The 25,365-nt window shown below is 62.0% G+C and carries 31 protein-coding genes; 11 read left to right on the top strand and 20 right to left on the bottom strand.

Translation table 11 applies throughout. From position 1 onward, the window contains the following. Window positions 1-6: 6 nt before the first annotated feature. From B1781_RS10890 to B1781_RS10855, 8 genes are read left to right on the top strand one after another with little or no spacing between them, the layout of a single operon-like run. A complete protein-coding gene (locus tag B1781_RS10890) occupies window positions 7-564 on the top strand; it encodes a hypothetical protein (protein ID WP_125932024.1) in 558 nt (185 codons plus the stop codon). Next, the gene (locus tag B1781_RS10885) at window positions 561-938 is read left to right on the top strand and encodes an HMA2 domain-containing protein (protein WP_125932023.1); all 378 of its coding nucleotides are present in this window, start codon (window positions 561-563) and stop codon (window positions 936-938) included. Before B1781_RS10890 ends, B1781_RS10885 begins: the two co-directional genes overlap by 4 nt. 26 nt (window positions 939-964) lie before the next feature. Then, entirely contained in the window at window positions 965-1,522 is a 558-nt protein-coding gene (locus B1781_RS10880) for a hypothetical protein (RefSeq protein WP_078119693.1), read from the top strand. Next, complete coding sequence (locus B1781_RS10875) at window positions 1,519-1,866, top strand: hypothetical protein (RefSeq protein WP_078119692.1); 348 nt, start codon at window positions 1,519-1,521, stop codon at window positions 1,864-1,866. Before B1781_RS10880 ends, B1781_RS10875 begins: the two co-directional genes overlap by 4 nt. Next, window positions 1,859-2,230: a hypothetical protein gene (locus B1781_RS10870; RefSeq protein WP_078119691.1), complete on the top strand. Its 372-nt coding sequence runs from the start codon at window positions 1,859-1,861 to the stop codon at window positions 2,228-2,230. Before B1781_RS10875 ends, B1781_RS10870 begins: the two co-directional genes overlap by 8 nt. Before the next feature lie 3 nt (window positions 2,231-2,233). Continuing rightward, window positions 2,234-2,779, top strand: a complete 546-nt coding sequence (locus B1781_RS10865; RefSeq protein WP_174575407.1) for a ferritin-like domain-containing protein — start codon at window positions 2,234-2,236, stop codon at window positions 2,777-2,779. A gap of 3 nt (window positions 2,780-2,782) precedes the next feature. Continuing rightward, window positions 2,783-4,933, top strand: a complete 2,151-nt coding sequence (locus B1781_RS10860) for a heavy metal translocating P-type ATPase (RefSeq protein ID WP_078119690.1) — start codon at window positions 2,783-2,785, stop codon at window positions 4,931-4,933. A gap of 11 nt (window positions 4,934-4,944) precedes the next feature. Continuing rightward, entirely contained in the window at window positions 4,945-5,304 is a 360-nt protein-coding gene (locus tag B1781_RS10855; RefSeq protein ID WP_078119689.1) for a YtxH domain-containing protein, read from the top strand. Between the two features lie 27 nt (window positions 5,305-5,331). Here B1781_RS10855 and B1781_RS10850 read toward each other — a convergent pair whose 3' ends face one another. Next, entirely contained in the window at window positions 5,332-5,751 is a 420-nt protein-coding gene (locus B1781_RS10850; protein WP_078119688.1) for an HMA2 domain-containing protein, read from the bottom strand. A 160-nt stretch (window positions 5,752-5,911) separates the two neighbouring features. Between B1781_RS10850 and B1781_RS10845 the strand changes: the two genes are divergently transcribed. Together B1781_RS10845 and B1781_RS10840 are read left to right on the top strand one after the other, a co-directional pair. Further along, window positions 5,912-6,283: an HMA2 domain-containing protein gene (locus B1781_RS10845; RefSeq protein ID WP_078119687.1), complete on the top strand. Its 372-nt coding sequence runs from the start codon at window positions 5,912-5,914 to the stop codon at window positions 6,281-6,283. A gap of 19 nt (window positions 6,284-6,302) precedes the next feature. Beyond that, window positions 6,303-6,779, top strand: a complete 477-nt coding sequence (locus tag B1781_RS10840; RefSeq protein ID WP_078119686.1) for a hypothetical protein — start codon at window positions 6,303-6,305, stop codon at window positions 6,777-6,779. A gap of 3 nt (window positions 6,780-6,782) precedes the next feature. On the opposite strand, the gene B1781_RS10835 is transcribed toward B1781_RS10840, so the two are convergent. The 15 genes from B1781_RS10835 to nagZ form a co-directional block, all read right to left on the bottom strand. Next, window positions 6,783-7,604, bottom strand: coding sequence for a heme ABC transporter ATP-binding protein (locus tag B1781_RS10835; protein ID WP_078119685.1), 822 nt, complete (start codon window positions 7,602-7,604; stop codon window positions 6,783-6,785). Further along, complete coding sequence (locus B1781_RS10830; protein WP_125932022.1) at window positions 7,601-8,680, bottom strand: FecCD family ABC transporter permease; 1,080 nt, start codon at window positions 8,678-8,680, stop codon at window positions 7,601-7,603. The genes B1781_RS10835 and B1781_RS10830 overlap by 4 nt, the downstream gene beginning before the upstream one ends. Then, on the bottom strand, window positions 8,677-9,567 hold the full coding sequence (locus tag B1781_RS10825; protein WP_078119684.1) for a heme/hemin ABC transporter substrate-binding protein: 891 nt from the start codon (window positions 9,565-9,567) through the stop codon (window positions 8,677-8,679). The genes B1781_RS10830 and B1781_RS10825 overlap by 4 nt, the downstream gene beginning before the upstream one ends. A 29-nt stretch (window positions 9,568-9,596) precedes the next feature. Further along, the gene (locus B1781_RS10820; RefSeq protein WP_078119683.1) at window positions 9,597-10,133 is read right to left on the bottom strand and encodes a HugZ family pyridoxamine 5'-phosphate oxidase; all 537 of its coding nucleotides are present in this window, start codon (window positions 10,131-10,133) and stop codon (window positions 9,597-9,599) included. 17 nt (window positions 10,134-10,150) lie between these two features. After that, window positions 10,151-11,155, bottom strand: a complete 1,005-nt coding sequence (locus B1781_RS10815) for a ChuX/HutX family heme-like substrate-binding protein (RefSeq protein ID WP_164513339.1) — start codon at window positions 11,153-11,155, stop codon at window positions 10,151-10,153. Between the two features lie 44 nt (window positions 11,156-11,199). Further along, entirely contained in the window at window positions 11,200-13,230 is a 2,031-nt protein-coding gene (locus B1781_RS10810; protein ID WP_164513338.1) for a TonB-dependent hemoglobin/transferrin/lactoferrin family receptor, read from the bottom strand. Between the two features lie 363 nt (window positions 13,231-13,593). Continuing rightward, window positions 13,594-15,876: a mechanosensitive ion channel domain-containing protein gene (locus B1781_RS10805; protein ID WP_078119680.1), complete on the bottom strand. Its 2,283-nt coding sequence runs from the start codon at window positions 15,874-15,876 to the stop codon at window positions 13,594-13,596. A gap of 139 nt (window positions 15,877-16,015) precedes the next feature. Then, entirely contained in the window at window positions 16,016-16,735 is a 720-nt protein-coding gene (locus tag B1781_RS10800) for an alpha/beta fold hydrolase (protein WP_078119679.1), read from the bottom strand. A gap of 5 nt (window positions 16,736-16,740) precedes the next feature. After that, on the bottom strand, window positions 16,741-17,115 hold the full coding sequence (locus tag B1781_RS10795) for a DUF7079 family protein (RefSeq protein WP_078119678.1): 375 nt from the start codon (window positions 17,113-17,115) through the stop codon (window positions 16,741-16,743). 100 nt (window positions 17,116-17,215) lie between these two features. Then, complete coding sequence (locus B1781_RS10790) at window positions 17,216-17,740, bottom strand: hypothetical protein (RefSeq protein ID WP_078119677.1); 525 nt, start codon at window positions 17,738-17,740, stop codon at window positions 17,216-17,218. A gap of 50 nt (window positions 17,741-17,790) precedes the next feature. Beyond that, the gene (locus tag B1781_RS10785; RefSeq protein WP_078119676.1) at window positions 17,791-18,219 is read right to left on the bottom strand and encodes a hypothetical protein; all 429 of its coding nucleotides are present in this window, start codon (window positions 18,217-18,219) and stop codon (window positions 17,791-17,793) included. Between the two features lie 273 nt (window positions 18,220-18,492). Beyond that, entirely contained in the window at window positions 18,493-18,759 is a 267-nt protein-coding gene (locus B1781_RS10780; protein WP_078119675.1) for a hypothetical protein, read from the bottom strand. Between the two features lie 107 nt (window positions 18,760-18,866). Next, window positions 18,867-19,628 (bottom strand): S-methyl-5'-thioinosine phosphorylase, encoded by a 762-nt coding sequence (locus tag B1781_RS10775; RefSeq protein WP_078119674.1) that lies wholly within the window; start codon window positions 19,626-19,628, stop codon window positions 18,867-18,869. Window positions 19,629-19,630: 2 nt separating this feature from the next. Continuing rightward, entirely contained in the window at window positions 19,631-20,179 is a 549-nt protein-coding gene (locus B1781_RS10770; RefSeq protein ID WP_078119673.1) for a hypoxanthine-guanine phosphoribosyltransferase, read from the bottom strand. After that, the gene (gene nagZ / locus B1781_RS10765) at window positions 20,172-21,230 is read right to left on the bottom strand and encodes a beta-N-acetylhexosaminidase (protein WP_078119672.1); all 1,059 of its coding nucleotides are present in this window, start codon (window positions 21,228-21,230) and stop codon (window positions 20,172-20,174) included. Before nagZ ends, B1781_RS10770 begins: the two co-directional genes overlap by 8 nt. A 70-nt stretch (window positions 21,231-21,300) precedes the next feature. Between nagZ and B1781_RS10760 the strand changes: the two genes are divergently transcribed. After that, window positions 21,301-21,702 (top strand): flagellar basal body-associated FliL family protein, encoded by a 402-nt coding sequence (locus B1781_RS10760; protein WP_164513337.1) that lies wholly within the window; start codon window positions 21,301-21,303, stop codon window positions 21,700-21,702. Here B1781_RS10760 and B1781_RS10755 read toward each other — a convergent pair. Genes B1781_RS10755 through B1781_RS10740 form a run of 4 tightly spaced genes read right to left on the bottom strand, consistent with a single transcriptional unit; the run spans window position 21,680 to window position 25,365 of the window. After that, window positions 21,680-22,474 carry an ABC transporter permease gene (locus tag B1781_RS10755; protein ID WP_078119670.1) on the bottom strand — a complete coding sequence of 265 codons (795 nt, stop codon included), beginning with the start codon at window positions 22,472-22,474 and terminating at the stop codon, window positions 21,680-21,682. The genes B1781_RS10760 and B1781_RS10755 overlap by 23 nt on opposite strands. Further along, on the bottom strand, window positions 22,474-23,394 hold the full coding sequence (nikB, locus tag B1781_RS10750; protein ID WP_078119669.1) for a nickel ABC transporter permease: 921 nt from the start codon (window positions 23,392-23,394) through the stop codon (window positions 22,474-22,476). Before nikB ends, B1781_RS10755 begins: the two co-directional genes overlap by 1 nt. Then, complete coding sequence (locus B1781_RS10745) at window positions 23,394-23,903, bottom strand: L,D-transpeptidase family protein (protein ID WP_078119668.1); 510 nt, start codon at window positions 23,901-23,903, stop codon at window positions 23,394-23,396. Before B1781_RS10745 ends, nikB begins: the two co-directional genes overlap by 1 nt. Next, window positions 23,890-25,365 (bottom strand): ABC transporter substrate-binding protein, encoded by a 1,476-nt coding sequence (locus B1781_RS10740; RefSeq protein WP_078119667.1) that lies wholly within the window; start codon window positions 25,363-25,365, stop codon window positions 23,890-23,892. The genes B1781_RS10745 and B1781_RS10740 overlap by 14 nt, the downstream gene beginning before the upstream one ends.

The raw sequence follows: 25,365 nt of genomic DNA, 5'->3' as shown, positions 1-25,365 counted from the left end.
ATGGCCATGTCTACCACTCTTCTCGTTACCGGCATCCACCGCGAAGAACTCGGCTTCGGCGACCGGGTGGCCGACCTGCTCGACCATGAACGGGTCGACGTGTTGCGCATTCCCGAAGGCATCTCGCATGCACGCCCCAAGGCAAACGAACTCTTCTATTACCGGACACGCCATCGCGAAATCTATCTGCAGGTCAAACAGCAGATCGGACGCGGCTACCGCCTGCTGATCGACCTGCACAGCGGATGCAGCGCGACCTCGCCATGCGCCGACATCTATTGCCATGACAACGCCATGCTGGCGTGCCTTTTGCCCGAACAGGCGGCGTTCGATCAGGCACACACGGTGCGCCTGGTGAAGATCGTCGAACAGCAGGCCGGTGCATCGCTCAGCGAGGCCAGTATGCCGATTGCGCACACCTGGGTGCCGCGCGAGCTGTGGGACAACCCGGCATTCACCTACGTCGGTCTCGAGGTGTACCTGCACGACAACGACGCGGGTGCGCCGCGCGAATGGCGCTTCGCCCGCGAATTGATCGACCACATAGAGGCATGCGCGGCGTGAACGATGAACAGCTGTCTTCCGATGAGTACCAACCTGCCATGAACCTGCAACCCTTTCTGGAACTGCGTCGTTACCTGCAGATCGTGCACCACGTGCCGGGGCGGATCCGTCTGCGCATCAAGCTGGCGCTGGTGAAAGAACTCAAGCGCGTGAACACCGGTGTGCTCGACGATGTCATGCAGGCCATCGACGGCATCAGCGACGTGCGCGTCAATGCTGCCGCAGGCTCCGTCGTCGTCAACTACCGCGCCAAGAGCATCGCGCCGGACTGGTGGACGACCCTGATCGAAGGCGACGAAAACCAGGCCCTGTCGCTGTTGCAGCGTCTGATCGCGGCCAACCCGGCAGCGGTGTCGGCAGCGCAACAGACCTGAACCGATATGAATCACGAGGAATCGACATGGACATGAAACACCCCCATCCGCAAGGTGCGCCTGCGCAACCCGATGCGCAACAGGCTCCGCCGAACGACCCGGGTTACGCGGCCAACCCGTGGCAACAGCACCACGCGCCGTACCACCCCGGCTGGGCAATGCCCTACTACGGCTACCCGTCTGCCTACATGCCGCCGTCGCCGGGTATGGCCGGCCCGATGCCGTATCAGCTTCCCCCGCAGATGCCGGGCATCGATCCGTCAGCGGCGCAAGCGGCAAATGCAGGTTCGGCCAACGCCGATGGATTCGCCGCAGCACTCGGCAACATGGCCGACAGCAGCGGCCTGGGCATGCTCAAGAACCTGTTCAATCTCGACGACAGCGATTTCTGGAAAGGCGCATTGGTCGGTGCCGCGGCGATGCTGCTGATTTCCAACGAGGGGCTGCGCGATTCGTTGATCGGCGGCGTGGCGAAAACGGCCGAGGCGATGAAAAGCGGCTTGGGCGGCCTGGGCGATGACGACACCGACAATGAGCAAACAACCGGCGAGCACACAACTGACGAAGAGGAGCAGCCCGCATGAACTATCCCGTACCGATGTCCCAGCCGGTGGCTAATGATCCCTGGCAACAACAACGCGAACTCAACCAACTGCTGCAGGCCGCCAAGACCGGTGCCATCGTCGGCGCAACCGGCGCCGCGGCGGTCAATCTGCACAAACTGCGTGCCGATCAGACGGATTGGCCGTCAGCATTGAAGCAAACCGCCAAGGCCGGGCTGGCTGCCGGCGCGGCAACCGCAGCCGCCACCGCGGTCGGCCGCCTGTTCGTGCGTAATCCCGCGCTGTCGCTGCTGGCTAGCGTCGCCACCGGCACTGCCGTGATGTATGCAATCACCGCGAAATCCAAGGAGTCGCACGATGAATAACGGCTACTACCATCCCTACTACGCGGCCTACCCTTATGCTCCGCCTGGTACGCCACCCGCCAATCCCTACGCCTCGCCCACCCCGCCCAACTATGCACCGGGCTACGGCATGGCGTACGCCTATCCCCCGGTTGCCAATGCGCCGGCAGTGCGCAGCACCAACCTGCTGACCAACCCGCGCTTCATCAAAGGCGCCCTGATCGGCGCAGCGGTCGCCTATCTGCTGACCAACGAGAAGGTTCAGCACGCAACGATCAAAACGGCGGTCAAGGCCTGGTCACTGGTGCAGGGCGGTGTCGAGGAGATGAAGGAACGCTTCAGAGATGCCGAGGCCGAATTGCACGCGGCCGACCAGCAGGAGTAAACCGTGGCCCTGTCGCCGACCACAATCGCTGCCTTGCACACCGCGCTGGACGACGAATACCGCGCACGTGCCACTTATCGAAGCGTGTTGCACACCTACGGTCAGGTCGCGCCTTTCACCGTGATCGCACAGGCCGAGCAACGTCACATCGATGCGCTGTTGGCGCTGTACACAGCGCACGCTGTGCCCGCAATTGCGGACCGATGGCAGGCGCAACGTTTCGTGTTCGCCGATCTCGTCGATGCCTGCGAATCCGGCGTCAGCGGCGAGATCGGCAACTACCGGATGTACGACGAGCTGCTGACGCAGGTCACCGAACCCGACGTGCGCGACGTGTTCCTGAACCTGCGCAATGCCTCGGCGTTCAATCACCTGCCGGCGTTTCAACACTGTGCCGCAGCGCGACGTCAGTACCCTGTGCGCGCACCTGCCGCTCGGCCAGGCATCTTGGCGGACAGTACACTGGCGCTGTTGGGCGGCACACTGCTCGGCGCAGGCCTCACCTGGTGGCTGCACAAACGCAGGCTGACTGCGCTCGGCCGCGGGTAACGTATGGATATGCGCGTCGACAGCGGTGACAACGGGCTGAGCGTGGTTCACGAAACCGCGCATCGGCTGCGGCTGCGACTGCCGATGCTGGCCGATCCCCTGATCGATTTCTCCTGGCTGCAAACCTGGCTGGAATCGATCGCCGGTGTGACCAAGGCACGTGTCAACCACAAGGCACGATCGTTGGTGCTCGAATACGATGGCTCGCCCGACTCGCGCGACGCCATCGTGCAGCTGTTGCGCGGCCTGCGCCGTGAACGCATCCCGAGCGGCGAAACGCAGCCCGACCAGGTCGCCGAGTTGGCGCCGATGCTGACCAGCGCCGGTTTGATGCTCGCCCTGCCCTTCATGTCGCCGCCGGTACGCCGCATCGCCACCTTTCTGAACATCAGCAAGATTCTGCTGACCGGTCTGGACACCTTCATCAACCGCGGCATCAAGGTCGAGGTACTGGATGCGGTCGCCATCGGTCTGTCGGCCAGCAAGGGCGAATACCTGACCGCCAACATCACCGACTTCCTGATGGAACTGGGCACCTACCTCGAGCGCAAGACGGAACGTCAGTCGAACCGCATGCTGCGCCAATTGCTGCGCCCCGAGCCGACGCTCGCGTGGGTCGAGCGCAACGGCGTACTGGTCCAGGTGCCCGACGATGCGATCAGCGCCGGCGAACGCATCGAGGTCGGCCCCGGCGAAAAGATCGCGGTTGATGGCCTCGTGCTCGACGGCACCGCCCTGGTCAACCAGGCGGCGATTACCGGCGAGTCGGTGCCGGTGCGCAAAGAGGTCATGGATCGGGTGATCGCCGGCAGCGTGATCGAGGACGGTCGCCTGCGCATCGAGGCACGCCATGTCGGCGACGACACGACCACCGCGCGCATCGCGCGTTTCATCGACGATTCGCTCGACAAGACCTCGCACACCCAACGTCTCGCCGAACGGCTTGCCGACAAGCGGGTCTACCTGACCTTGGGGACCGGCGGCCTGGTCTACCTGCTGACCGGCGAAGAACGCCGACTCGAATCGGTGTTTCTGGTCGACTATTCCTGCGCGCTCAAACTCGGCACACCGCTGGCGTTCAAGTCCGGGCTGTTCCATGCGGCGAGCAACGGCATCCTGTTCAAAGGTGCCGACGTGGTCGAATCGCTGGCGGCGATCGATACCGTAGTGTTCGACAAGACCGGCACACTGACGCGCAGCGAACTGCAGGTGACCGACGTGGTCGTGCTCGACGAACAACGCTGGCCACGTGACCGCTTGCTCGCGGTTACCGCGTCGATCGAGGAACACGCCAGCCATCCCATCGCCCAGGCGATCGTGCGCAAGGCGCATGCCGAAAAACTCAACCATATCGACCATGGCGAGGTCGACTACCTGGTAGCACATGGCATGTCGTGCCCGGTCAACGGTGACCGCCTGCTGATCGGCAGTCGCCACTATCTCGAAGAACACGAACAGATCCGTTTCGACGAGTTTGGCGCACAGATCGCCGAACTCGAAGCTGCCGGCAAAACCATCCTGTATGTCGGCACCAGCAGCGAGGCGATCGGCCTGATTGGCCTGCGCGATACCGTGCGCCCCGAGGCGGCCGAGGTGTTGCGCCAACTGCGGCGCCTGGGCGTGCGTCACCTGGTGATGTTGACCGGTGACCATCGTACCCGCGCACAGGCATTGGCCGACGAGATCGGTATCGACGAGGTGTTTGCCGAACAGGTGCCCGAAGACAAGGCCAAGGTGATCGGCGATCTGCGCGCTGCAGGCCGCAAGGTCGCGTTCGTCGGCGACGGCGTCAACGACGGCCCGGCACTGATCGCCGCCGATGTCGGCATCGCCATGTCACGCGGTGCCGAACTCGCCCGCGCCACGGCCGACGTGGTGTTGCTCGAAGACCAGCTCGTGCTGCTGCCCAATGCGCTGCATATCGCCAAAAAGACCATGCAACTGGTCGCGGTGAATTATCGTGCGGCCATTACGGTCAATACCGGCGTGATGCTCGGCGCTGCACTGGGCTGGCTCAGTCCGATCAGTACGGCGGTCTTGCATAACGGCACGACGGTCGCATTGTTATTGAAAGCGCTGCGCGGGCTCGGTGCGCCCGGCAGCTTGCAACTCCCGGACGGGAGTACACTGAAAACCACGGTCAACGACCGTTAACGGAGGACATCATGCCACTTCCACTCATCCCCCTGGTAGCCGGCGCCGTGCTGGGCGGCCTGGCAGCTTACCTGTACAAAGACGAGAAGCTCAGACGCGACATCAAGCGTGCGGCCGGCAATGTCAGTGACAAGGTCAGCGACGGCTTTGACGAACTGCGCGACAAGGTTTCCGGTAAGCCAGGCAAAGCGGCCGACGACGAGGTCGTGGAGGCGAAACCCAAGGCCAGGAAAAAAGTCGTCAGAAAAAAGGCAGCCGCAAAGAAGGCGACTGCCAAGAAGTCGGTACGCCGCAAGGCGCCGGCACGCAAGAAGGCTGCGACATCGGCCGAACCCGAGCCCACCGGTGAGGCACCCAGCGACGAGGCATGACGCCTTGAGCCCGTCGGCGCGGTAACGCTATCGCAGCAGCTGCCGTGCGTGCTTCGCCATATGCAGTCCGGCAAAGGCCACGAAGGCGATGCCGAATTGCGCATGCGGCTTTTTCTTGCCGAGCGCGATATAGACCAACGACGTAGCCAGGGTCGACATCATGCCGACCTTGGTGGCCCGGTTGAACTGTTTCGACAGCCGCGAACCGTTCCTGGGCTTGGCCTGCGGTTGCGGGCGGCAGATGGCCTCGATCTGGTCTTCGAGCCATTCGATGTCGGCCGCACGCTGATCGAAGTGCACCACCATGCTGGCGGCCGCGCCGTTGATGCGGACCTCATTGACTCCGGCCAGCTGCTTGACCCTGGCCTCGACGGACTGCGCAATCTTTGCGGATTTCAAACGGTTGGAACGCACCCGGATGCGGCCGGCAACGGTACTGACGATCATAGGAACTGCTTGAGCACTTCGGTGAGAATTCTGTTGTTGCAAATCATAACGATTCGCAATAACGTGTCAAACAGATAAAGCGCAAGGTAATCGCCGATCCCCAGTCGGCGCTCGACATATTGACGCCCGACCATGACTGTTTGATTTCGGAGTCACGCCAATGAATGAGTATGTTCACCATATCCCCGGCCGTCTTCGTGTCCGTTCGAAGGCCTTGCGAGGCGCGCACGGTAACCACACATCGGTTTTGCAACGACTACGCGATATTCATGGCGTGCAATCGGTGCGCCTCAACCACAAGGCAGCATGCGTTACCGTCTGCTACGACCCGCAACAGACCTGCGCCAACTGTATCTTCGAAACCCTGGGGCACGCCGACAAACCCCGCGCGGCAGCGAAGCCGAAGCGCAAGCCGTCTGGCAACCGCGGGCAGTTCGACATCGCCAGCCAGGTCGGCAAGATGGCGCTGAACGTGCTGGTGAGCAAAGGCGTCAATTACTCGTTGTCGGCGTTGCTCAGCAAGGGCGTCTGAAGCCGACGGACGATCGACGATGACCGAGTTCGGGATTGCGCGCATCCTGCATGTGCTGGGTGTCGTGCTGTGGATAGGCGGCGTTGCGATGGTCACCACGGTAATCATCCCCGCCGTGCGTCGCTTCAAATCGCCGCAGGAACAGGTCGCGTTCTTCGAACTGATCGAACACCGCTTTGCCTGGCAGGCGCGTGTCACCACACTGCTCACCGGTCTCTCCGGCTTTTACCTGGTCCATCACCTCAATGCCTGGTCACGCTTTGCCGATCCATCGTACTGGTGGATGCACGCCATGGTCGCGATCTGGGTGTTGTTCACCCTGATGCTGTTCGTACTCGAACCGCTGGTCCTCAAACGTTGGTTCGCTGAATCTGCACGTCGTAACCCGACACAGGTATTCAAACGCATCCATCGCCTGCATTGGGTCTTGATGAGCTTGAGCCTGCTGACGGTCGCGGGTGCGGCTGCCGGCAGTCACGGCTGGCTTTGGTGGTGACGATCAGGCGCCGGTGTCGGCCATCGCCGGCATCGTGGCGTCTCCCATCGCCACCAGCTTCTTGCCGTGCAGCGCCGGATGCGGCACCACGTGCAACGGCAGTCCGTACACGCTCTGCAGCAACGGTGCATCGATGATCGTGTCGGTCACGCCCTGTGCCAGCATACGCCCCTGCTTCAGACAGACAACGCGATCGGCATGACAGGCCGTCAGGTTGAGGTCGTGCAACACGGCGACCACGCCGATGCCGCGTTCATGTGCCAACCGTTGGGCAATCTGCAAGGTGCGTTGCTGATGCGCCAGATCGAGCGCCGAGGTCGGCTCGTCGAGCAGCAGATAGCGCGCCACGCCAAGCGGGTCGTCCCATATCTGCGCCAACACGCGCGCCAGGTGAACCCGTTGGCGCTCGCCGCCGGACAGGGTTGAAAAACGTCGTGTCGCCAGGTGCATCACATCGGCCTCGTGCATCACCTGTTCGATAATCGTCCGGTCGTGACCGCGCCCCACCCGCTGATGTGGCGACCTGCCCATCGACACCACTTCAATCGCGGAGAAAGGGAAATTCAGGTGATTGTGCTGTGGCAACACCGCGCGCTGTTGCGCCAGTTGCAGGCGGCTCCAGTTTCGCAAGCGTCGACCATTGAGCGCGACGCCACCATATGTGGGAACAAGATCGCCGCTCAGCAGTTTCAACAAGGTGCTCTTGCCTGCCCCATTCGGACCGACAACGGCTACGACCTCACCGGGGGATACCTCGAGATCCACCTGTTCGAGCAGGCAGCGCCCGCCAACTGCGAACCCCAGATCATGGGCATGCAGCGTCATACGCCGATCTCCTGGCGACGCCTGACGAGCAGCCAGATGAAGAAAGGCCCGCCCAACAGCGCCGTGATGATGCCGATCGGCAACTCGGCCGGCACGACCAGGGTACGCGCCAGCAGATCGGCAGACAGCATTAGCGCCGCACCCAACAAGGCCGACCCTGGCAGCAACCAGCGGTGATCCGGTCCGACGATCAAGCGCAACAGGTGCGGCACGACCAGGCCGACGAAACCGATGATGCCGCTGACGGCAACGGCGGCACCCACTGCGCCGCTGACCAGCAACACGAGCACGCGCTTCAGGCGTTGCGTATCGAAGCCCAGGTGGCCTGCCTCGGCCTCGCCCAACAACATCGCATTGAGCGCCGCAGCCTTGACCGGAATGATCAGGATCGCCGCCAGCATCAACGGCGCGGCGAACAACAGCGATGACCACCCGGCACCGCCCAGGCTACCCAGGGTCCAGAACGACAGCGTGCGCAGCTGGGCATCGTCGGCGAGATAAGTCAGCAGGCCGACACCGGCCATCGCGACGGCCTGCACCGCAACGCCGGCGAGCAACAGCGTCGCCACATCGGTGCGCCCCTCGCTGGTCGCCAGCCTTTTCACCACCGCGGTTGCCAGCAGACTGCCGACGAAAGCGGCCAGCGGTACAGCCGAGGCGCCCAACCACGCAATGCTGAACAGGGAGCCGCCCAACACGATCACACTCACCGCGCCCAATGCCGCGCCCGCCGACACACCGATCAAGGTCGGGTCAGCCAATGGATTGCGAAACAACCCTTGCATGGCCGCCCCGGCGATGGCCAATGAAGCGCCGACCAGCACCGCCAGCAGCGTGCGCGGCAGGCGAATCTGCAACAGCACGAACGCCTGCGCATCGTCCGAGCGCGTCGCATCGCCCCATGCACCGGCGATGATGTCGACAATCGATGCCGGCGGTATCTTGACCGCACCGACCGACAGCGAAGCGACCACCGCAATCAACAGCAGTGCTGCCGACACGGCAATGCCGAGCACGGCGCGTGACGGCATGGCCCAGTCAAAGCGCACGCGCTGTGCGATGGTCGCGGTGTTCATGGTGTGTCGACCCGGCTGTCGGCCACGCGGTGCGCGTGCAGCCTGTCGGTCAGTTCGGCCAGGGCCTGCGGTGTGCGCGGCCCGAACCCGAGCAGGTAAAGCCCGTCGAGCGCGATGATGCGTCTGGATCTGCCGGCGGGTGTCGCCGCGACACCGGGCAGCGCCAGCAGGCCGTCGACACCACCCACCTGTTCGAGTGAGTCGGCGGTCGTCAGCAGTACCTCGGGGGCTGCTTCGATCATCGCCTCGGCATTCACCGGCTTGTAACCACTGTATCCGCCAAGCGCGTTGACGCCGCCGGCCAGGCGGATGAAGGCATCGGCGGTCGTGTCGGTGCCCGTCGCCAGATGGTTGCCCTTACCGACGCTCAGCAGAAACGCCGCCCTCGGCCTGCTGCTGAACGTCGCAACGCGTTCCGCCTGAAGATCCATCAGGCGCGCCAGTTCACCCGCCAGCTGTGCGCCGCGTTGCGGCACCCCGAGCACCCGGCTGACATGCAGCACCTTGCGCACCAAGCCATCTTCGGTGTCTTTGTAGGCAACCGTTTCGATACGCATGCCGCTTTCGCGCAGCCGCTGCAGTACACCCGGCGGACCGGCATCGTCACTGACCAGCATCAACGACGGCGTCAGCGAGGCCACGCCTTCTGCCGATAGGGCACGCTGATAGCCAACATTGGGCAATGCTTTGGTCGCGGATGGCCACTGGCTGGTGGTATCGACACCGACGACGTCGGCCTGTTCACCCAGGGCGTAAACGATCTCGGTCAATGCGCCACCAACCACGACGATCCGCCGCTCCTGCTGCTGGGCAACGGCGCGAACGTTTGACAGCAGCAACGCCAGGAGCACACCGACGACCAAGGTACTGTAGCCGAGTCTGAACATCGCACGTTCCTCGTAGAGTTCGTTTTTGGTCAGTTCGCGCCCGTATCGTCAGCGACGCGTTGGTGACCGCGATCGCGCAGGTGGCGCAAGCGACCGAGATCGTCGGCATCCATCGCGTAGGCCTTGGCGAAGCCCGCCACGTAAAGGCCTCTTACCGGGGTCAATCGGAACAGGTGGAAATCGCGCAATCCGCGCAAGGTGTCGATCAGGTTGCCGAACCTGAACGCGAACTGCTCCAACACCTGATCGAACTCGTCCCGATTGCGTTCGACACGCTCGGCCGCGCACTGATAGCTGAGCCGCTTGCGTGCCAGCAGGTGATCCGCCTCGGCTTCGTTCTCGATGAACAACACGCTGGCGCGCCGATTGTGCAGCAGGTTGCAGGTATGCGAGGCCAGTTCGCTGATGAAGACATAGTAGTTGCCGTCGTGTTCGACATACGCGGCATAGCTGGCATCGGGTTCGCCGAGCGGGTTGACCGTCGCCAGTTGCAGGGTCGAAAAGCTGCGACGCAGCGCAGTGAGCTCTATCTGCACGTTTTCGAGTTCGTCGATCTGGGCGTTCATGGGTGAGATCTCCTTGGCTAAGCGGGTTGCTCGGCACTGTCGGCGACAGCGTCGGTTGTCGGTGCGCGCAGCGAGTTCAGCGCCAACTGCAGGGCATGCTGCGAAAAGCGGTCTTTCGCGGTGCGGATCGACAAACCACAGATGCTTGCGCCGCGGCTGTCGTAGGCGCGCACTGCAATCGCACGGGTGTCGTCGCCGCTTGCCGTCAACGCAACACGCGCAATGCCGTCCTCGCGCAGGTGCAGGCTGAATGCTTTGTCCAGCACGTTGAACCAGGGGCCGGTGACGCAGGTGTTGCTGATTCTGCCGGCGTAGCGTTGCAGTGCGCCTGCGTTGGCCACATCGACCAGCACGTCGAGCCCGCGCTCGGCGGCAATCGCGAGCAATGTCGACACAGCGTTGGTCGACAGCGAGCGTTGTTGGTGGTCGCCGGCGACACCATCGCTCGCCGCCGCCAAGCCGGAGGACAGATCGCCGGCCGTGGTCAACGCGACAGGCTCACTGCCGGGGCGCTGATCCTGGGCGCGAAAACGCGATACAAAGGCCGCGTATTCCGCACGATCGCTACGATCGGTCAGATACACCTTGTGTACGGCGTCGCCGACATGATCGAAGAACTGAATGCTGTAGCGGTTCGACGCTGCGGTGGGTTCGCACACGGCAAACGCGAACGCCCATTGCTCCAGATCGAGGCGGCGCTCGCTGCCGCCAAGTTCGTTCAGCTCACCGGCCTTGCCGAAACCCGCCACATAGTGGCCGGTCAACTCGTGCACGGCCAGATCGTTTCGCGTCAGCGCCATCACATCACCGAAATCGGCGAACTGGGCGACCATCGCCAGCCAGTGGTCGGACAATCGCGTCGCGCTCTCGCCGCAGCCGAGCGATACCAGGTGCATCTCGCTGACGTCCAACAAGCGTGCGGCATCGCGGATGCGCAGCTTGGGATTGTCGTGTCGTAACCGGTACCAACGATCACGCAAAGCTTCGTGGACATCGGTGTCGCAATCCAGTGCGCCTCTCATAACCTCATCTCCTGCTGTTGTTCGCGATACATGCATGTCACCCATCAGAAGCGCATCGCGATCGACGCCTTGACGTTGCGACCCGGTCCCTTCAGCACCGACAAGTGCGGGCGATAGTCCTCGTCGAACAGGTTGTCGACGCCAAGGTCGATGCGTACCCGGTCTTTGCCGTTCCAACGCGGACGCCAGGTCAGCCCGACACCGTGCAGTTGATAGCTGTCGGTCGCCTCGATGCCTTCGGGTACGCGATCCTGATCGGACACGAACCGGCTTTTCCACTGCAGCGACAAGGCATGTGCCGGCCAGGTGTAACCCACCCCCAGCGTGAGTTCGTCCGCAGGGATGCTGGCAAGCGGTTCATCGGTGGTGAGGTTGTCTCCGCGGGTCTGGCCATGGCCGACGTCGAGACGCCAGTTGGCCACCTCGTAGCCGAGCTCGGCCTCGAAACCCTGTAGACGTGCTTCGGTGACGTTCTCGAAATAGCTGACGCCGCCTGCCCCCGGATTACCCGGCACCGGGACGAAGGTGAAATTGACGATCTGATCGATGAAGTCGTCGACATCGTTGCGGAACACATTGAGCTTCGCCGACGCCCGGTCACCGTCCGCCCACAGACCGGACTTGTGCAGGCGAATGCCGATTTCCTTGTTGTGCGCCTTCTCCGGCTCGAGATCGGTGTTGGGAACGAACAGGTTGGCGCATCCCGGCCCGCAGGTGAAATGGGTGCCCGATACGAACAACTCGCTGATCGCCGGTGCACGGAATGCCTCGGCGTACGAGGCATGCACCGACAACCAGCTGTTCACCTCGTAGCTCAGCGTCAGCTTCTTCGACAGCTCACTTGCCTCCTGCGATTCACCGCCAAGACCGTCCGCCTCGCTGCGGTATCGGTCCCAACGCAAGGCGGGGGTCAGGGTCCAGCGATCGGCGAACACCATCTCGTCCTGCACGTAGGCGCCCAGCACGGACTGTTCCGCGTCGGGAAAGGAATCGCGCGGTGCGCCGTTGCGACTGGCTTCGGCCTCGTCGTTGAAATAGTCGGCGCCTGCGATCAAGGCGTGCCGCACCGGCCCTGTTGCAAAATACATGCGGTTGCGTGCATCGATGCCATGCGTGACCACCTCGGTGTCGTCCTGGCGATCGTCGACCAGGCGCCGCTCGGTGACGTCGGTGGCGTTGCGGTAGAACAGCAACGATGGATGCCACAGGCCTGTATCGCCTTCGGCGTCGAAGGCGTAGCGCAGCGAGGCGTTGCGTTGGCGCGTCTCGCTGTCGACCAGATCATCCGGTGTGCCGGCGGTCTGCGGATTGGACGGCACCTCGCCCTGTTCTTCGTAACCCTGCAATGCCAGGCCCAGCGTGTGGCCGGTAGCGTGATTCCAGGTGACCTTGCCGAGATAAGACTGCATATCGAATGCCGAATGCGCCAAGGTGGTGTCGTCACCCAGTTCGACATCGTCGGCTTCGCGTCCGCTGACATCGACCAACACATCGAGCGACTCGCCGAACACCCCGTAAGCGCTGCCGCCGACGATCGTCTGATCGGTGACACTCTGATAGCCGAGGCGCAGCATCGCTCCGGCGCGCTCGCCGGGATCGAGCAGGTCGATGGCGTCCTTGGTCGTCAGCGCAACCACGCCGCCAACCGCACCGCTACCCCACAACGCCGAGGCCGGACCGCGCAATACGTCGACCTGCTTCAACAGCTGTGCATCGACGAACACGCGACCGCTATGCGCACGTGAATAGTTCTGCCGCGCACCGTCGACCAGGAACACCACGCGTTCATCGCCGACGCCGCGGATCACCACCTGCTGTGCGATGCCGCGAGGACCGCCCGCGATACTGACGTTGGGCAGATCGTCGAGCAGGTCGCCGAGGTACACCGCCTGTTGCGCCTCGATCTGTTGACGATCGACCACGCTGATCGATTCTGGAGAGCTGAACGGATCACGCTCACTCTTGGTCGCCGTGACCTTGAGCGGTTGCAATACCGCCGTACCGGCAAGCTGATCGCCATTGGCCGGCGATGCGGATACGCACAGCGCGGTCAGGCCGATGGCCGCACCGCGCAATGGCAGAGAAAAATTTTTTATTGTTGAAGCAGAGCGAAACAAGCCTCGGCACCTCGCTGACGTTTCATGAATCGGGTCAGGAGCTGGCTACCGCGGCCTACGGCGAGGTTGCTGGCGTTTGCGTGGCCGGTGACGAGCGATACTCGTCACCAGCCTCTATTTACGAACGATAATGATTCGCATTTATAGTGTCAAGCCCGCGAAGTACAGAATGTCGTAACGCGTCAGGGATGGGCATCGGTGGCGGTGTAGTTCCCAGCTGGCGCCGCACGGCGGCACTGGGCCGAGGTTTGCGCGGAGACTTCCGCGCATAGCGCCGTCCCTGCCGGCTGGCGGCGAACACGGCTCAAGAAAGCGGCAGCCTCAACGCGTCGCGGACGGTTCAGGCTCCCTGGCTGCTTCTCTCATCATGTTTTCGAGCTGGATGTAAGCTGGCGGTGCATTGCCGTCCTTGTCGACGCCGAAGTACAGCGTGCGATGCGGGAAAGGTATCTCGATACCGGCCTCGTCGAAACGCTGCTTGATCAGGCGATTGAATGCACGACCGACCTGCCACTGCTTGATCGGTCGGGTCTTGATACGGCCCTTGATAACGATCGCCGAATCGCCGAAGGCGTCCAGGCCGAACACCTCAAGGTCTTCGAGGATCAACGGTTTCAGTGTTTCATCTTCGCGCATCTCGGCACCGATCGACTTGATCAGTTCGATAACCTCATCGACGTCTTCGCGGTAAGCGATACCGAGATCGAATACGTGGAACGAGAACTCGCGAGTCAGGTTGCTGACGCCTTCGATCGAACTGAACGGCACGGTGTGGACGACGCCGGCCAGGTCGCGCAAGCGCACGGTGCGGATCGACAGGGCCTCGACGACACCTGAATAGTCGCCGAGTTTGACGATGTCACCCACCGACATCAGGTCCTGAAACAGGATGAACACACCGTTGATCACATCCTGCACCAGACGTTGCGCACCGAAGCCGATCGCCAGACCGACCACCCCTGCCCCAGCCAGCAACGGCGCGATGTTGATGCCCAGTTCGGACAACACCATCAGGGTTGCAACCACCGTGACCAAAACCAGCAAGGCGTTACGACCTACCGTCAGCAGGGTGCGGGTGCGCGGCGATCGATAGCGGCCCATCACCTGTTCATCGGCTCTCGCCAGATAACGTTCGATAACCCCACTGGCCAGTTCCCAAACGAAGATCGATACGACCAGTATCATGACCACATTGAGTGTCGAGCCGAGCAACCCCCGCCCTGCACCATCGACCAACCAACCCAAGGCATCGATGCCCCACGCATCCGCCACAAGCAGCCCGGCAAACACGGCAACAATGAGCTTGCTTGTCTTGCGCAACACGGGAAAGTAGCGATTCAAACGTCGCTCGAGGCCAGGGAAACGCTCACGCAGGTCGTTGGAGAGCCGCAGGCCACGATCGAACAGGCGATCGACCGCGCGCACGATCAACAAGGCCACGGCGATGACCAGCAAGGAGATCGCCGTCGCTTTGACGACGAACTCGGAGCCATCGCGCATCTCGATTGCCCAGATGCCGAACACGAGAATGAGGTAGATGCCGGCGACCAGATGCCAGACGCTCGCCAATCCGCGGCGCAGCGACGACATCGGAGAGATAGGCTCTTCCCCGTCCTGACGCTTACCGGCAATCGCCGACGCAACGGCTTCGCGGTTCTGTGCGATCAGCACCAACAGCAGGCCCAGCACCGCTAGCCCCAACAGTCGCAGAAGGATGTGGTAGATCTCGCCCTGCAGCCCCATCAACAGGCCGATCTGCAGACCAAAGAACCCGTACACCGCAATGAACGTGAGGCGTTGAACCCATTGGTGCAGATAGTGCGTTGTTTCGTCGCCGATGCGCCACAAGCGAAGATGCGGCGCATTCGGTGCGAACAGAAACGACGACACGGCCAATACCAGGCGGGAGACGATCGACGCGTTGATCAATGCAATCGCGATCAGACGCAGGTCGCGACCGACGTCGAAGACCGTCAGCAAGGTGTAGGTTAACCCGGCAAACACGACGACCGGCAGCATGTCGACGATGAAGCGACCCAGAAGATACAGGACACGCAGCGTCAGCGAGCGTTGCCGCGGCTGCTCGCCGCGTCGTCCGCGCAGGCGCCGAATGATCCAGCCGACAATGAACGCTGCAACGAAGCCACTGCCGAGCACGACGAGCAGGTGCAGGCCTTTGGTCTTCCGCTTCTGGCGTACCGCCGGATCAGCGAATGAATCGACCCATTTCGCAGCCGTAGCGGGCAAACGTTCAATCGCGACAAGCAGCGTGTCGCCCGCGGCCGCAATTGCCGACATCCGGTCCGATAGCGTCTCCACCAACTGTGTCGCGGCCGTCTGAAATCCCGATTCTTCCGTTGAATCGGCGCTGTCGTTGTTGTCGGCCTTGGAAAGACTCCGCAGAGACTCGATCAGCTTTTTGCGCTGCGTAGGGTCTTCCAGCGTTTTGATCAAGGCATCGACCTGCTCCTGGCCGGACCCTGAATTTTCCTTCTCCGCATTCAGCACGTTGCCGGGCACCTGCGCTTCGGCAATGCCAACAAAAAGTGTCACAAGAATGAAAACGGAAAGGAACAAGCGCGTCGAGCGCAGCGGGACCGACATCTATCACCTGCCTGGCGGGTAAACCAACGATCGTTGACAGAGTCGCAAAAACCAGGGGACGGTTGCAAGGCAAAGGGCCTATTCCAGCGTAGTTTCGGCGGAAATAGGCGACTGAAAAGGAGGCGATTGAGGCTACTGCTCAGTTGTCGTCAAGCGCATGGAGGAATCGGCCGATCTGTTCTACGCAGACTTTTGGCGCGACCTGCAACACGCAGTGCGGACCATCGATAAACACGGTGTGCGCGGATGGCACGAGCATCTGTACCTCGGTTGCCGTACCTGGCGCGACAAGATTGTCGTTCGTGCCTTCGATGCACATTACCGGTGCAGTCAATTTCGCCAGCAGCGCTGAGACATCGAGACGAGTGACGGCCTTCAGCCGACGCGCCAGGACCCGACTGCGCACGCTCGCCGTAGCGCGCTGTATCGACCGGATAAGTGCGCTGTCATTCAGACCGCTCAGCAGAACATGGTTCACGGCAAAACCAGGGAGACGGTTCAACGGAAACATCGCTGCCACCTTCATCAAGGGCGCCCAGCGCGGCGTGGGATTGCGCAGAAAGGTGCAGCACAGAATCAGCGCTGCCACTCGCGCGCCAAGCCGGTCTGCCACTCGGACAGCCAGCGGACCGCCGAATGACTCACCCAAGATAACAAGTTGATCATCGTTGGGAACCCGCTGCAGCACGAACTCGGTCAACTGATCGTAGTCCATCGGTTCGTCACGCGGATAGTCGATGACCCGTGCCACCACGTCTTGACCGAGAATTTCCAGGAATGGGGCAAACAGTTCGCCCGTACCGTCCATGCCCGGCAGCAGCACCATCGTGAGGCGAGGTTCTTCTGACTGTGCGGTCATTGCCACTACGATCGTCGGCGGTCTGCAAATGCCGCTGCGGCGATTTGCTGTAAGTCGCTTTTGGCCGGATGGAGCGTAATGCCGAGTCTGCCGGCGACATAAACGCCGAGACCTCGGTGTTCACGACGACGACGCGCCTCGCTGATCACCCAGCCCTCATCGAACCCGTTCCACACGCCGGCGGCTGCGAATCCGTTGCGGCATAAGAAGGGCCCCAACTCATAGCGGCATATGTCCCAGTACTCCGCTTCGCTGACACCGGTTTCTCGCACGGAGTCGGCGATGCGAAGAATATCGTCATCACCCAATTCGTTGTCGAGCCAGCAGTCGGAAAGCACCGTCCACAGTTGTTCTCGCATCGTATCGTTCATCGGGTCCATCAATTGTCATCGAGTTCGAGAAACGCCGCGGTCGTCGAACTGATGTCGATTCGACCGGCATGGCCCATCAAGCGAACTTACATTGATAGCCGAAGATCCGCTAAAGCGCTATGTCGATGCTGATATGCAGCTCGGCGGGCCTTGGATCGCGCCTCACAAGCGTGACCTCAACGCATTCGTAACCGGGTATCGATTCGATGGGCTCTTTGCCATCCCAGCTTTCGGTCTCGGCAACCCGGCGCACGGCCTCCATCGCGCTGCCAAGCCCGGCATTGGCGACTTCCCCCAATAACTCGGTCAACGCCAACGCGCTTACCAGCCGAGCCGTGGGCGTGGACGGCGGCTCGTTCATTTCGAACACATAGTCGAAGCCATAATGGGCGCAACCGCCGTGCACGATTCGAACAGCCTGCTCTTTGTCGAGCACGAAAGTTTCTTCAAGTGTGCGTGCATCGGTATGTACGGCACGATAGTCCGACACGCGCACCGATGCGGCATTCGTTATCGGCGTCGGTCTGGCGGCTGTGCACTCATCATCGGCAGCCGTGGCGATGGCGCTCCCGGTGCAAACCGGCAGCAAAACCAATGCGAGCGTTATCACTTTCCGGCGTGTCGATCGGTTCATGCGCCGTAGATTGCGGAGAATTGAGTACCGATACGCCCTGCTCGAACGCATCACAGCTCCCATCCATCACCGCACTCTCGCGTTTGGACAACGGCTCGCGCGGCCGAGATATCGATGCTGAGCAGCTGATCGGCCTGCTCTTCGCCACGAAGACACAACCAGAGACGTTGAGGCGTTTCCCAGCGTGCACGAATATTGGATGGGTTCAGGCTCGCCCCGTCATTCGCCAGTTGGGTTTCCAGCACTGACACCGGCACCGACGACTCTGCATCCCCTTTGCGGCTCAGCGACACGTATATCGTGTGCGGAGCGAATGCGGCACCGGGTTCTTCGACCTCGACAACGACTTCCGACTCACCTTGCGGTGCTCGATACGACGCAAAAACGCTGCGCTCAGATTCGAACAGGTCGCAGGAACTGAGAGTTACCGCGAAAAACCCTGCCGCGATGGCTACCGCTATACCGCGTCGAAAAGGCATGCCGATCAAACGTCCTGTTGGCGCATGGTTGTGTATCTAGGTATTCATCTTTGACAGGATGTAACGCGGGCTGCCGACACGCCCCGGCCAGCGGGATGGCCGATCGGGGTCGTCGTCTTGCCGCACCTGAACGCTCCACCAGCGGCGGGCGTACCCGAGACCGGTGAACATCTTCGTTATTTATCAGAAGCTTGCCAAGGTTTTTGAATGTTATCTGTCAATACTCAGCAAATAAGAGATGCAACGCGAGGCGAACCGAAAACTCGCCCTGCGCTACTTTTCCAGCGTCTCCGGTGCAAACACCTGCTGAATCACCAGCATTTGATCGGCAGGCAGCTCGGCAGGCTCCTGTTCGCCCGCCTGGGACAGTGCGCCACCCTCTTCCACCCGTAGATTGGCCTGAGGAGGCGGCCCGCTGTGCTGGCGTTCGCCATCGACCATCACGATGCGGAGATAAAGACCAATAGCCAACGCCAGTAATAACACCACGACGATCTTTGAAAACCAGCCGCCTGACGCGCCCTGTTGTGCTGTGGCCATACTTTCCTCTCAGTGGATCGAAATACACATTGAGCCACCATTATGGCTCATATTTCCGGCCGCGCCCGCGATGATCGTCGACCGATCCGCGCAAATACTGCGATCGATCAAACGGCGGCGACCGCAGCAAGGATCTTGCGGGCCTTTCCCATGCCCTGCTCGAGATTGTGTTCGATCTCTGCCATGGTGATCGGACCATCGCCTTTGCCGGCGGCCCAGTTGACGTTCAAGGCAAGGCAGGCGTAGCACAAGCCCAGTTCAGCGGCCAACGCCGCTTCCGGCATGCCGGTCATCCCGACGACATCGCAACCATCTCTTTCCAGACGCTTGATCTCAGCCGCTGTCTCGAGTCGCGGTCCTTGTGTCGCCGCATAGGTGCCGCCATTGTAGATGGGCACACCGACCTGACTGGCCGATTCGAGCAGCGCCTCGCGCAGCTCGGCACAATACGGTTCGGTAAAGTCGATATGGGTGACGTTCTCGAGATCGCCCTCGTACAAGGTGTGCTCACGCCCCCAGGTGTAATCGATGATCTGATCCGGTACGCACAACACGCCGGGCGCCATGACCGAGGTTATTCCACCAACGGCGGCCATGCCGATTGCCCTTTCGACACCGACGTGACGCAGCGCCCACAGGTTGGCCCGATAGTTCACACCATGCGGCGGCAAGGTGTGCCCGGCGCCGTGCCGCGGCAGAAACACCACCGGGTTGCCGTCGAATCGGCCGAAGGTCAAAGGCGCCGACGGTTCACCATACGGTGTGCTGATGACCTCCTGGCGTTCGACTTTGAGCGCATGCAGCCGTGTCAGTCCGGAACCACCGATGATGCCGACCGGCGTGTGTTCACCCTGTGCTTGTTTTGCCATGATCAGTCCGCTACCGCAAAAACACCCGGCGCATTGCGCCAGTACCCTTTGTAATCCATCCCGTAGCCGAACACGTAGCGGTCCGGTACCGTCAGCCCGATGTATTCCACCGGCGGCCTCACACCCCGGTCGTGTTCCTTTTTGAACGCGACCGCTGAGCGGATACTGGCCGGCGACTGTGAATGCAGAAAGTCGATAATCGCCGCCAGCGTGTATCCCTCATCCAGGATGTCATCGATCAGCAATAAGTCTTTACCCGCCATCGGTTGCGATGGATTCACCTTCCAGTGCAGTTCGTCGCCCGACGTTTTCTCGCGATAACGGCTGGCGTGCATGTAATCAACGCGCAACGGAAAGTCGAGTTGCGGGATCAGCATGCCGGAGACAACCAGGCCGCCATTCATTACACATATCGCGACGACGTCGCGGCCCGCCATATCCCGGTTGATCTCGCTCGCCATCCGGGTGAAAGCCTGTTCGACCTCCTGTGGCGCGTACAGACGGTCGGCAGTGTGCATAACGCGTGCAACTTCTTCGCGCAGTTCATCCATCAGGTTCACCCAGATTCAAAGCCAAATTGTTTTCAGTCGAGAGGCTCGCCGCCAACATGGTTGCATCACGCCAGCGCGCATCTTCGTGCAGACGCTCGAGATCGCGTGCAGGCCGACCGTGAAGCCGTACCATACGCGAATGCGCCACCGGATCGTGGTAATCGGTGAGCGCGTCGAGCACTTCCACCGCGCCTTCGGGATTGTTGCACACCAGCACCATGTCGCAACCCGCCTGCAGTGCGGCATGGGCACGATCGGCATAGCAGCCGGCGTGTTCGGCCGCCGCCATGCTGAGATCGTCACTGAACACCACGCCCTGGAAACGCAACTGCTTGCGCAGCACGTCTTGCAACCAGAAACGCGAGAACCCGGCAGGCTCGGCATCGCATGCCGAAAAGATGACATGCGCCGGCATGATGCCCTCGAGGCCATTGTCGATAAGCCGCACGAACGGTTGTATATCTTCGGCGAGAATCGCAGACAAAGGGCGATCGTCGACCGGCAACGCGAGGTGAGAATCGGCCTGCACCGCGCCGTGGCCAGGGAAATGTTTGCCCACGCTGACCATGCCTGCCTCGCGCGCCCCCAGCATCCAGGCGCCGGCCAATTGACCGACCGCCTCGGCCGTGCTGCCGAACGAACGGTCGCCGATCACGCTGCTGATGCCGCGGTCGATATCCAACACGGGTGCAAAACTGAAATCAATGCCGAGGGCGCGCAGCTCGGCCGCCATCAGCCATCCCAGTTCGCGCGCGGTCTGTTTGGCGCGCCGCATATCGCCCTCGGCGGCCTGAATGGCGGCGACCGCGGGCAGACGGGTGAAGCCTTCGCGAAAGCGCTGCACACGCCCGCCCTCCTGATCGACAGCGATCAGCAGATGCGGCGAGCGCAGTTCATGAATCTCGCGAATCAGCCGATATAGCTGCTGCGTCGATGAATAGTTCCGGCTGAACAGGATGACCCCGCCGGTCGCTGGGTGCAGCAGGCGCTCGCGGTCTTCGGGCGTCATTTCGGTGCCCAACAGGTCGATCATGACCGGGCCATGCAGCATCAGACTGTTCCTCTGCGCCTAGAGAGATGATTTATCAGCATAACGAATGCAACCTATAGGATTAACGGCTATGCGCCTAGCTCTGCGAACCCTGCTTCTGTTCATCTGCACGCTGTTTGCCGGTGGCGCCGCGATCGCTGCCGACGAAGAGGGAGCCGCAACTGTCGCATACCACGCCATCGAACCGTCAATCATCGCCAACCTGACCGGCGGCCCGCGTTACATCCGTTGCGATGTTCAGCTCAAGACCGACGATTCGACCTCGTTGCCGGAGATCGAACTGCACACGCCGGCGATTCGTCACGCCATTCTACTGCTGATGGCCGGGCAGAACGGCAAACAATTGCAGACACGCGACGGTAAAGAGGCACTGCGCAAGTCGACCCTGGAATCGGTAAAAACGACACTCAAGGATCTGACCGGCAAGGAGCTGATATCCGATCTGTATTTCACGTCGTATTACGTCCAGTGACATCCAGCCGATCGCGCAGCGCGTCGCCAAACAGATTGGCTGCGAGAACGACCAGAAACAACGCTACCCCCGGCACGATCACCATGTGCGGTGCCACCAACAGGTAACGCACCCCGTCGCGAATCATGCCGCCCCACGAAGCCGCGGGCGGCTGGATACCGAGGCCGAGAAACGACAGCCCGGCCTCGGCAACAACCGCACCCGCCACGCCGAAGCTGACTTCGATCCACACAGGCGCCATGACCAGCGGCAGCAGGTGGCGTCGCATGATCGCGACATCCGTCCTCCCAAGCGCCGTCGCTGCCTGCACATGCTCACGATGGCGCAATGCAGCAACTTGCACGCGGACCAAGCGTGCATAACCCACCCAGCCCATGGTCGCCAATGCGATGATCACGTTGTCGATGCCCGGTCCGATCATCGCGGCCATCGCGATCGCCAGCAGCATGCCGGGAAAGGCCAGGAAAACATCGATCAGTCGACTGATCACCCTATCGACCGCACCACCCAAGTAACCCGCGATCAAACCGACGCTGATGCCGATCAATGCCGACAGGCTGACCGTCACGATCGCGACCAGCAACGAAACCCCGGCACCGGACACCAGTCGATCGCCCATCGATCGCCCCAGGTCATCGGTTCCCAACCAATGCTCACTCGACGGTGGCTCGAACAACTCCGGCAGAGAAATCCTGTTGGGTTCGAGCCCCGGCAGCAACGCCGCCAGGCCCATCAGCACCCAGGCAGCCAGGATCAGCGCCGACCACCGCATCAGCGGGATTCTCGCAGACGCGGGTCGACCCAGGCCGCAACCAGGTCGCTGAGCCGGTTGGCCAGCACGTAGCCGAGGGCAATCACCAGCACCACGCCCTGCACCACCGGGTAGTCACGCTGCTTGATCGCGTCGACCAGTAGCGAACCGATGCCGGGCCAGCTGAACACCACCTCGGTGATCACTGCGCCGGCCAGCAGGCTACCCAGTTGCAGGCCGAGCACGGTGATCACCGGCAACATCGCATTGGGGAATGCATGGTGCAGCATCACTGCCGGCTCACTCAGCCCCTTGCAGCGCGCTGTTCGCAGAAATGCCTGGTTTTCGACCTCGAGCAGGCTGGCGCGCACCATACGCGTGGTGATCGCAGCCATCGATAGGCCCAACGTAACCGCCGGCAGAATCAGGCTGCCAGGCTCTTTATTGCCGCTGACGGGCGTCCATCCGAGGTACACGGAAAACAGCAACACCAGCAGCGGGCCGAGCCAGAAGTTCGGAATCGACAAGCCGAACAACGCGAAACTCTGCGCCGAGCGATCCATCCACTGCCCTTTGTGTCTTGCCGCCAGCGAACCCAACGGCAGCGCGACCAGCACGACGATCACAAACGCGGCCGCCGCCATCTGCAAGGTCGCCGGCAGGCGCTCGAGGATCATGTCGCTGACCGGCTGACGTTTGATCAGCGACTCACCGAGATCGCCCTGCACCAGGTCGATGTAGAACCCTGCCCATCGCTGCGGCAGTGGCTGGTCGAGACCGAGTGCCTGGCGCATGGCCTCGCGATCGGCCGCGCGTGCCGACTCGCCGAGCGCCACGTCGACCGGGTCGCCCGGGATCAATGTCAGCAATAGGAAAACCAGGGTGCTGACGCCGAACAACACCAGCAAGGTATCCATCACGGAGCTGAACAGGGCGCGCATCAGAAGGGACTGTTCCCCTGTACGATCTCGACTCGCGTGCCGGCCTCGACCATATCGAACAGCTCGACGATGTCGTGATTCCACATGCGGATGCAACCGTGCGACAGCGGGATACCCATGGGTTCGGTGTCGGGACAGCCATGGATGTAGATGTAGCGCCGTAAGGTGTCGCAATCTCCGCCACGGTTGATGCCTGGCTGGCGCCCGCTGAGCCACAGGATGCGTGTCAGTATCCAATCGCGGTCGGGGTGGCCGGCCGCAAGCTGCGCGTCGTAGCGCTCGCCGGTCGGCCGACGTGCGACGAACACCGTGTTGAGCGGGCAACCGGCGCCGACCTTGATCCGGATGCGATGCTCTCCCCTCGGTGTACATCCCGAGTCGCGTTTCTCACCCGCGCCATTCAGGGCCGTCGATACCTGCCACTCTTTGACCGGGTGTGCTCCGTCGAACACCGTCAATGTCTGGGCGGCGATATCCACGCGAAGCCATCGACTCTTACTCTGCGACATGGTCTTTCCTGACGCCGTTCAATGACAGGTAACTGCCGTCGTAATGCGGCAGGTACCCGGAGAGGTTGCGACTGACCGCTACATTCGACTCGTACCACAAGGGGACATAAACCAGATCGGCATGCACGCGTTGCTGTATCTGCGCATACAGCGGCGCAGCGGCATCCGCGTCCAACCGTTCTGCGCGATCGATCAACGCATCCACGTCGGTCGACAAATAGCCACCACGATTCGCACCGGCAGGCGGTGATGACTCACTGTGAAAGGCATAGCGCAGGATATCCGGTGAGTTGACACCAACCCAGGCCAATCCATACATCTGAAACCGCCCGGCCTTGATATCGCCAAAGAAGGTGCCCCAGTCGTAGCTGGCAATCGTCAGCTCGATACCGACATCCGCGAGTTGGCTTTGCAGGACGTGCGCAATCCGCACCCGCAGGGCGTCGGTCGATGTCTTGTAGGTCAGCTTGAGTGGATGGGCCGTGTCATAGCCGGCGCGCTTTAACAGCTCGCGCGCCTTCTCCGGATCGAAGGCATAGGCTTGCAGCTCGCCTCCAGCTGCCCAATGCGTCGGGTTCAACACCGATTCTGCCAGCTCAGCCCGACCACCAAACATGTAACGCACGATCGAAGCACGGTCGATCGCATGGGCAATCGCGGCACGCACATCGTGATTGGCCAGCGCCGGATCACGCAGGTTGAAACCGATATAGGCAAACGTGATGCCCCGGGTTTCCTGCAATGCAAGCCCGGGTTTCTCGCCAAGCACGTCCAGGAGCTCGTGCGGCATATCGTTTTGCAGCAGGTCGGCCTCGCCACGCATCAGTTTGAGCGCGCGCATCGTGGCGTCGGCCACCGGCTCGAACGCGACCACCTGCTGATCTTCGCGTCGTTCGACAAGCAACCCGCCGTCATCGCGCCAGCGCTTGAATCTGAAGCTGCCGCTACCGACCGGGTCGCGCGCGAGATTGCGCTGGCCGATCACCTCAGCCGGAATGATGCCGATGGTCAGGCGGGACGGAAACAATGGGGCCTCGCGGGTCAGCACGAAATCCAGCGTGCTGTCATCGATCACGTCGATACGATCGATGTGCGACAACGTGCTTGCATGCGGCGAACCGGTCGACGGATCGAGCACGCTGCGATAGGTCGCGGCGACATCGGTCGCATCAGGCTGCGCGCCATCCCAGAACGTCGCCCTGTCCGGGCGGAGGCGCAGGCGGTAATGTGTCGGTGAGCGTCGTTCCCATTCCGCCATAGCGGGTTGCGGCTGCCCGTGGTCATCGAGCGTGACCAGCCGGTCGTACAAAAGCTCATTGACCCGCTCGGAGGCGGCATCGCTGGCGATGCGCGGGTCGAGCACACTTGGCGCGGTGGCCACGGCGAAGCGAATGACGGCATCATCGGCGCTGCGACAACCACCCAGCACGAAGACCAGGCAGATCAGCGCCCATCTCACCAT

The organism is Thiosocius teredinicola (genome assembly GCF_002009425.1).
Taxonomy (GTDB): Bacteria; Pseudomonadota; Gammaproteobacteria; order Chromatiales; family Chromatiaceae; genus Thiosocius; species Thiosocius teredinicola.
The sequence above is the reverse complement of the archived record's forward strand: the minus strand, read 5'-3'. Positions and strand labels throughout refer to the sequence as shown.

What these genes read in the sequence shown, in the direction of transcription:
- B1781_RS10845 (WP_078119687.1), top strand. Translation starts at nt 5,912, where the DNA reads ATGAATGAGTATGTTCACCATATCCCCGGCCGTCTTCGTGTCCGTTCG.
- B1781_RS10755 (WP_078119670.1), bottom strand. Translation starts at nt 22,474, where the DNA reads ATGCGGTGGTCGGCGCTGATCCTGGCTGCCTGGGTGCTGATGGGCCTG.
- B1781_RS10825 (WP_078119684.1), bottom strand. Translation starts at nt 9,567, where the DNA reads ATGTTCAGACTCGGCTACAGTACCTTGGTCGTCGGTGTGCTCCTGGCG.
- B1781_RS10780 (WP_078119675.1), bottom strand. Translation starts at nt 18,759, where the DNA reads ATGGCCACAGCACAACAGGGCGCGTCAGGCGGCTGGTTTTCAAAGATC.
- B1781_RS10835 (WP_078119685.1), bottom strand. Translation starts at nt 7,604, where the DNA reads ATGACGCTGCATGCCCATGATCTGGGGTTCGCAGTTGGCGGGCGCTGC.
- B1781_RS10775 (WP_078119674.1), bottom strand. Translation starts at nt 19,628, where the DNA reads ATGGCAAAACAAGCACAGGGTGAACACACGCCGGTCGGCATCATCGGT.
- B1781_RS10870 (WP_078119691.1), top strand. Translation starts at nt 1,859, where the DNA reads ATGAATAACGGCTACTACCATCCCTACTACGCGGCCTACCCTTATGCT.
- B1781_RS10770 (WP_078119673.1), bottom strand. Translation starts at nt 20,179, where the DNA reads ATGGATGAACTGCGCGAAGAAGTTGCACGCGTTATGCACACTGCCGAC.
- B1781_RS10815 (WP_164513339.1), bottom strand. Translation starts at nt 11,155, where the DNA reads ATGAGAGGCGCACTGGATTGCGACACCGATGTCCACGAAGCTTTGCGT.
- B1781_RS10890 (WP_125932024.1), top strand. Translation starts at nt 7, where the DNA reads ATGTCTACCACTCTTCTCGTTACCGGCATCCACCGCGAAGAACTCGGC.
- B1781_RS10830 (WP_125932022.1), bottom strand. Translation starts at nt 8,680, where the DNA reads ATGAACACCGCGACCATCGCACAGCGCGTGCGCTTTGACTGGGCCATG.
- nikB (WP_078119669.1), bottom strand. Translation starts at nt 23,394, where the DNA reads ATGCGCGCCCTGTTCAGCTCCGTGATGGATACCTTGCTGGTGTTGTTC.
- B1781_RS10745 (WP_078119668.1), bottom strand. Translation starts at nt 23,903, where the DNA reads ATGTCGCAGAGTAAGAGTCGATGGCTTCGCGTGGATATCGCCGCCCAG.
- B1781_RS10860 (WP_078119690.1), top strand. Translation starts at nt 2,783, where the DNA reads ATGGATATGCGCGTCGACAGCGGTGACAACGGGCTGAGCGTGGTTCAC.
- B1781_RS10805 (WP_078119680.1), bottom strand. Translation starts at nt 15,876, where the DNA reads ATGTCGGTCCCGCTGCGCTCGACGCGCTTGTTCCTTTCCGTTTTCATT.
- B1781_RS10790 (WP_078119677.1), bottom strand. Translation starts at nt 17,740, where the DNA reads ATGAACCGATCGACACGCCGGAAAGTGATAACGCTCGCATTGGTTTTG.
- B1781_RS10795 (WP_078119678.1), bottom strand. Translation starts at nt 17,115, where the DNA reads ATGGACCCGATGAACGATACGATGCGAGAACAACTGTGGACGGTGCTT.
- B1781_RS10850 (WP_078119688.1), bottom strand. Translation starts at nt 5,751, where the DNA reads ATGATCGTCAGTACCGTTGCCGGCCGCATCCGGGTGCGTTCCAACCGT.
- nagZ (WP_078119672.1), bottom strand. Translation starts at nt 21,230, where the DNA reads ATGCTGCATGGCCCGGTCATGATCGACCTGTTGGGCACCGAAATGACG.
- B1781_RS10785 (WP_078119676.1), bottom strand. Translation starts at nt 18,219, where the DNA reads ATGCCTTTTCGACGCGGTATAGCGGTAGCCATCGCGGCAGGGTTTTTC.
- B1781_RS10740 (WP_078119667.1), bottom strand. Translation starts at nt 25,365, where the DNA reads ATGGTGAGATGGGCGCTGATCTGCCTGGTCTTCGTGCTGGGTGGTTGT.
- B1781_RS10800 (WP_078119679.1), bottom strand. Translation starts at nt 16,735, where the DNA reads ATGACCGCACAGTCAGAAGAACCTCGCCTCACGATGGTGCTGCTGCCG.
- B1781_RS10840 (WP_078119686.1), top strand. Translation starts at nt 6,303, where the DNA reads ATGACCGAGTTCGGGATTGCGCGCATCCTGCATGTGCTGGGTGTCGTG.
- B1781_RS10820 (WP_078119683.1), bottom strand. Translation starts at nt 10,133, where the DNA reads ATGAACGCCCAGATCGACGAACTCGAAAACGTGCAGATAGAGCTCACT.
- B1781_RS10855 (WP_078119689.1), top strand. Translation starts at nt 4,945, where the DNA reads ATGCCACTTCCACTCATCCCCCTGGTAGCCGGCGCCGTGCTGGGCGGC.
- B1781_RS10875 (WP_078119692.1), top strand. Translation starts at nt 1,519, where the DNA reads ATGAACTATCCCGTACCGATGTCCCAGCCGGTGGCTAATGATCCCTGG.
- B1781_RS10880 (WP_078119693.1), top strand. Translation starts at nt 965, where the DNA reads ATGGACATGAAACACCCCCATCCGCAAGGTGCGCCTGCGCAACCCGAT.
- B1781_RS10760 (WP_164513337.1), top strand. Translation starts at nt 21,301, where the DNA reads ATGCGCCTAGCTCTGCGAACCCTGCTTCTGTTCATCTGCACGCTGTTT.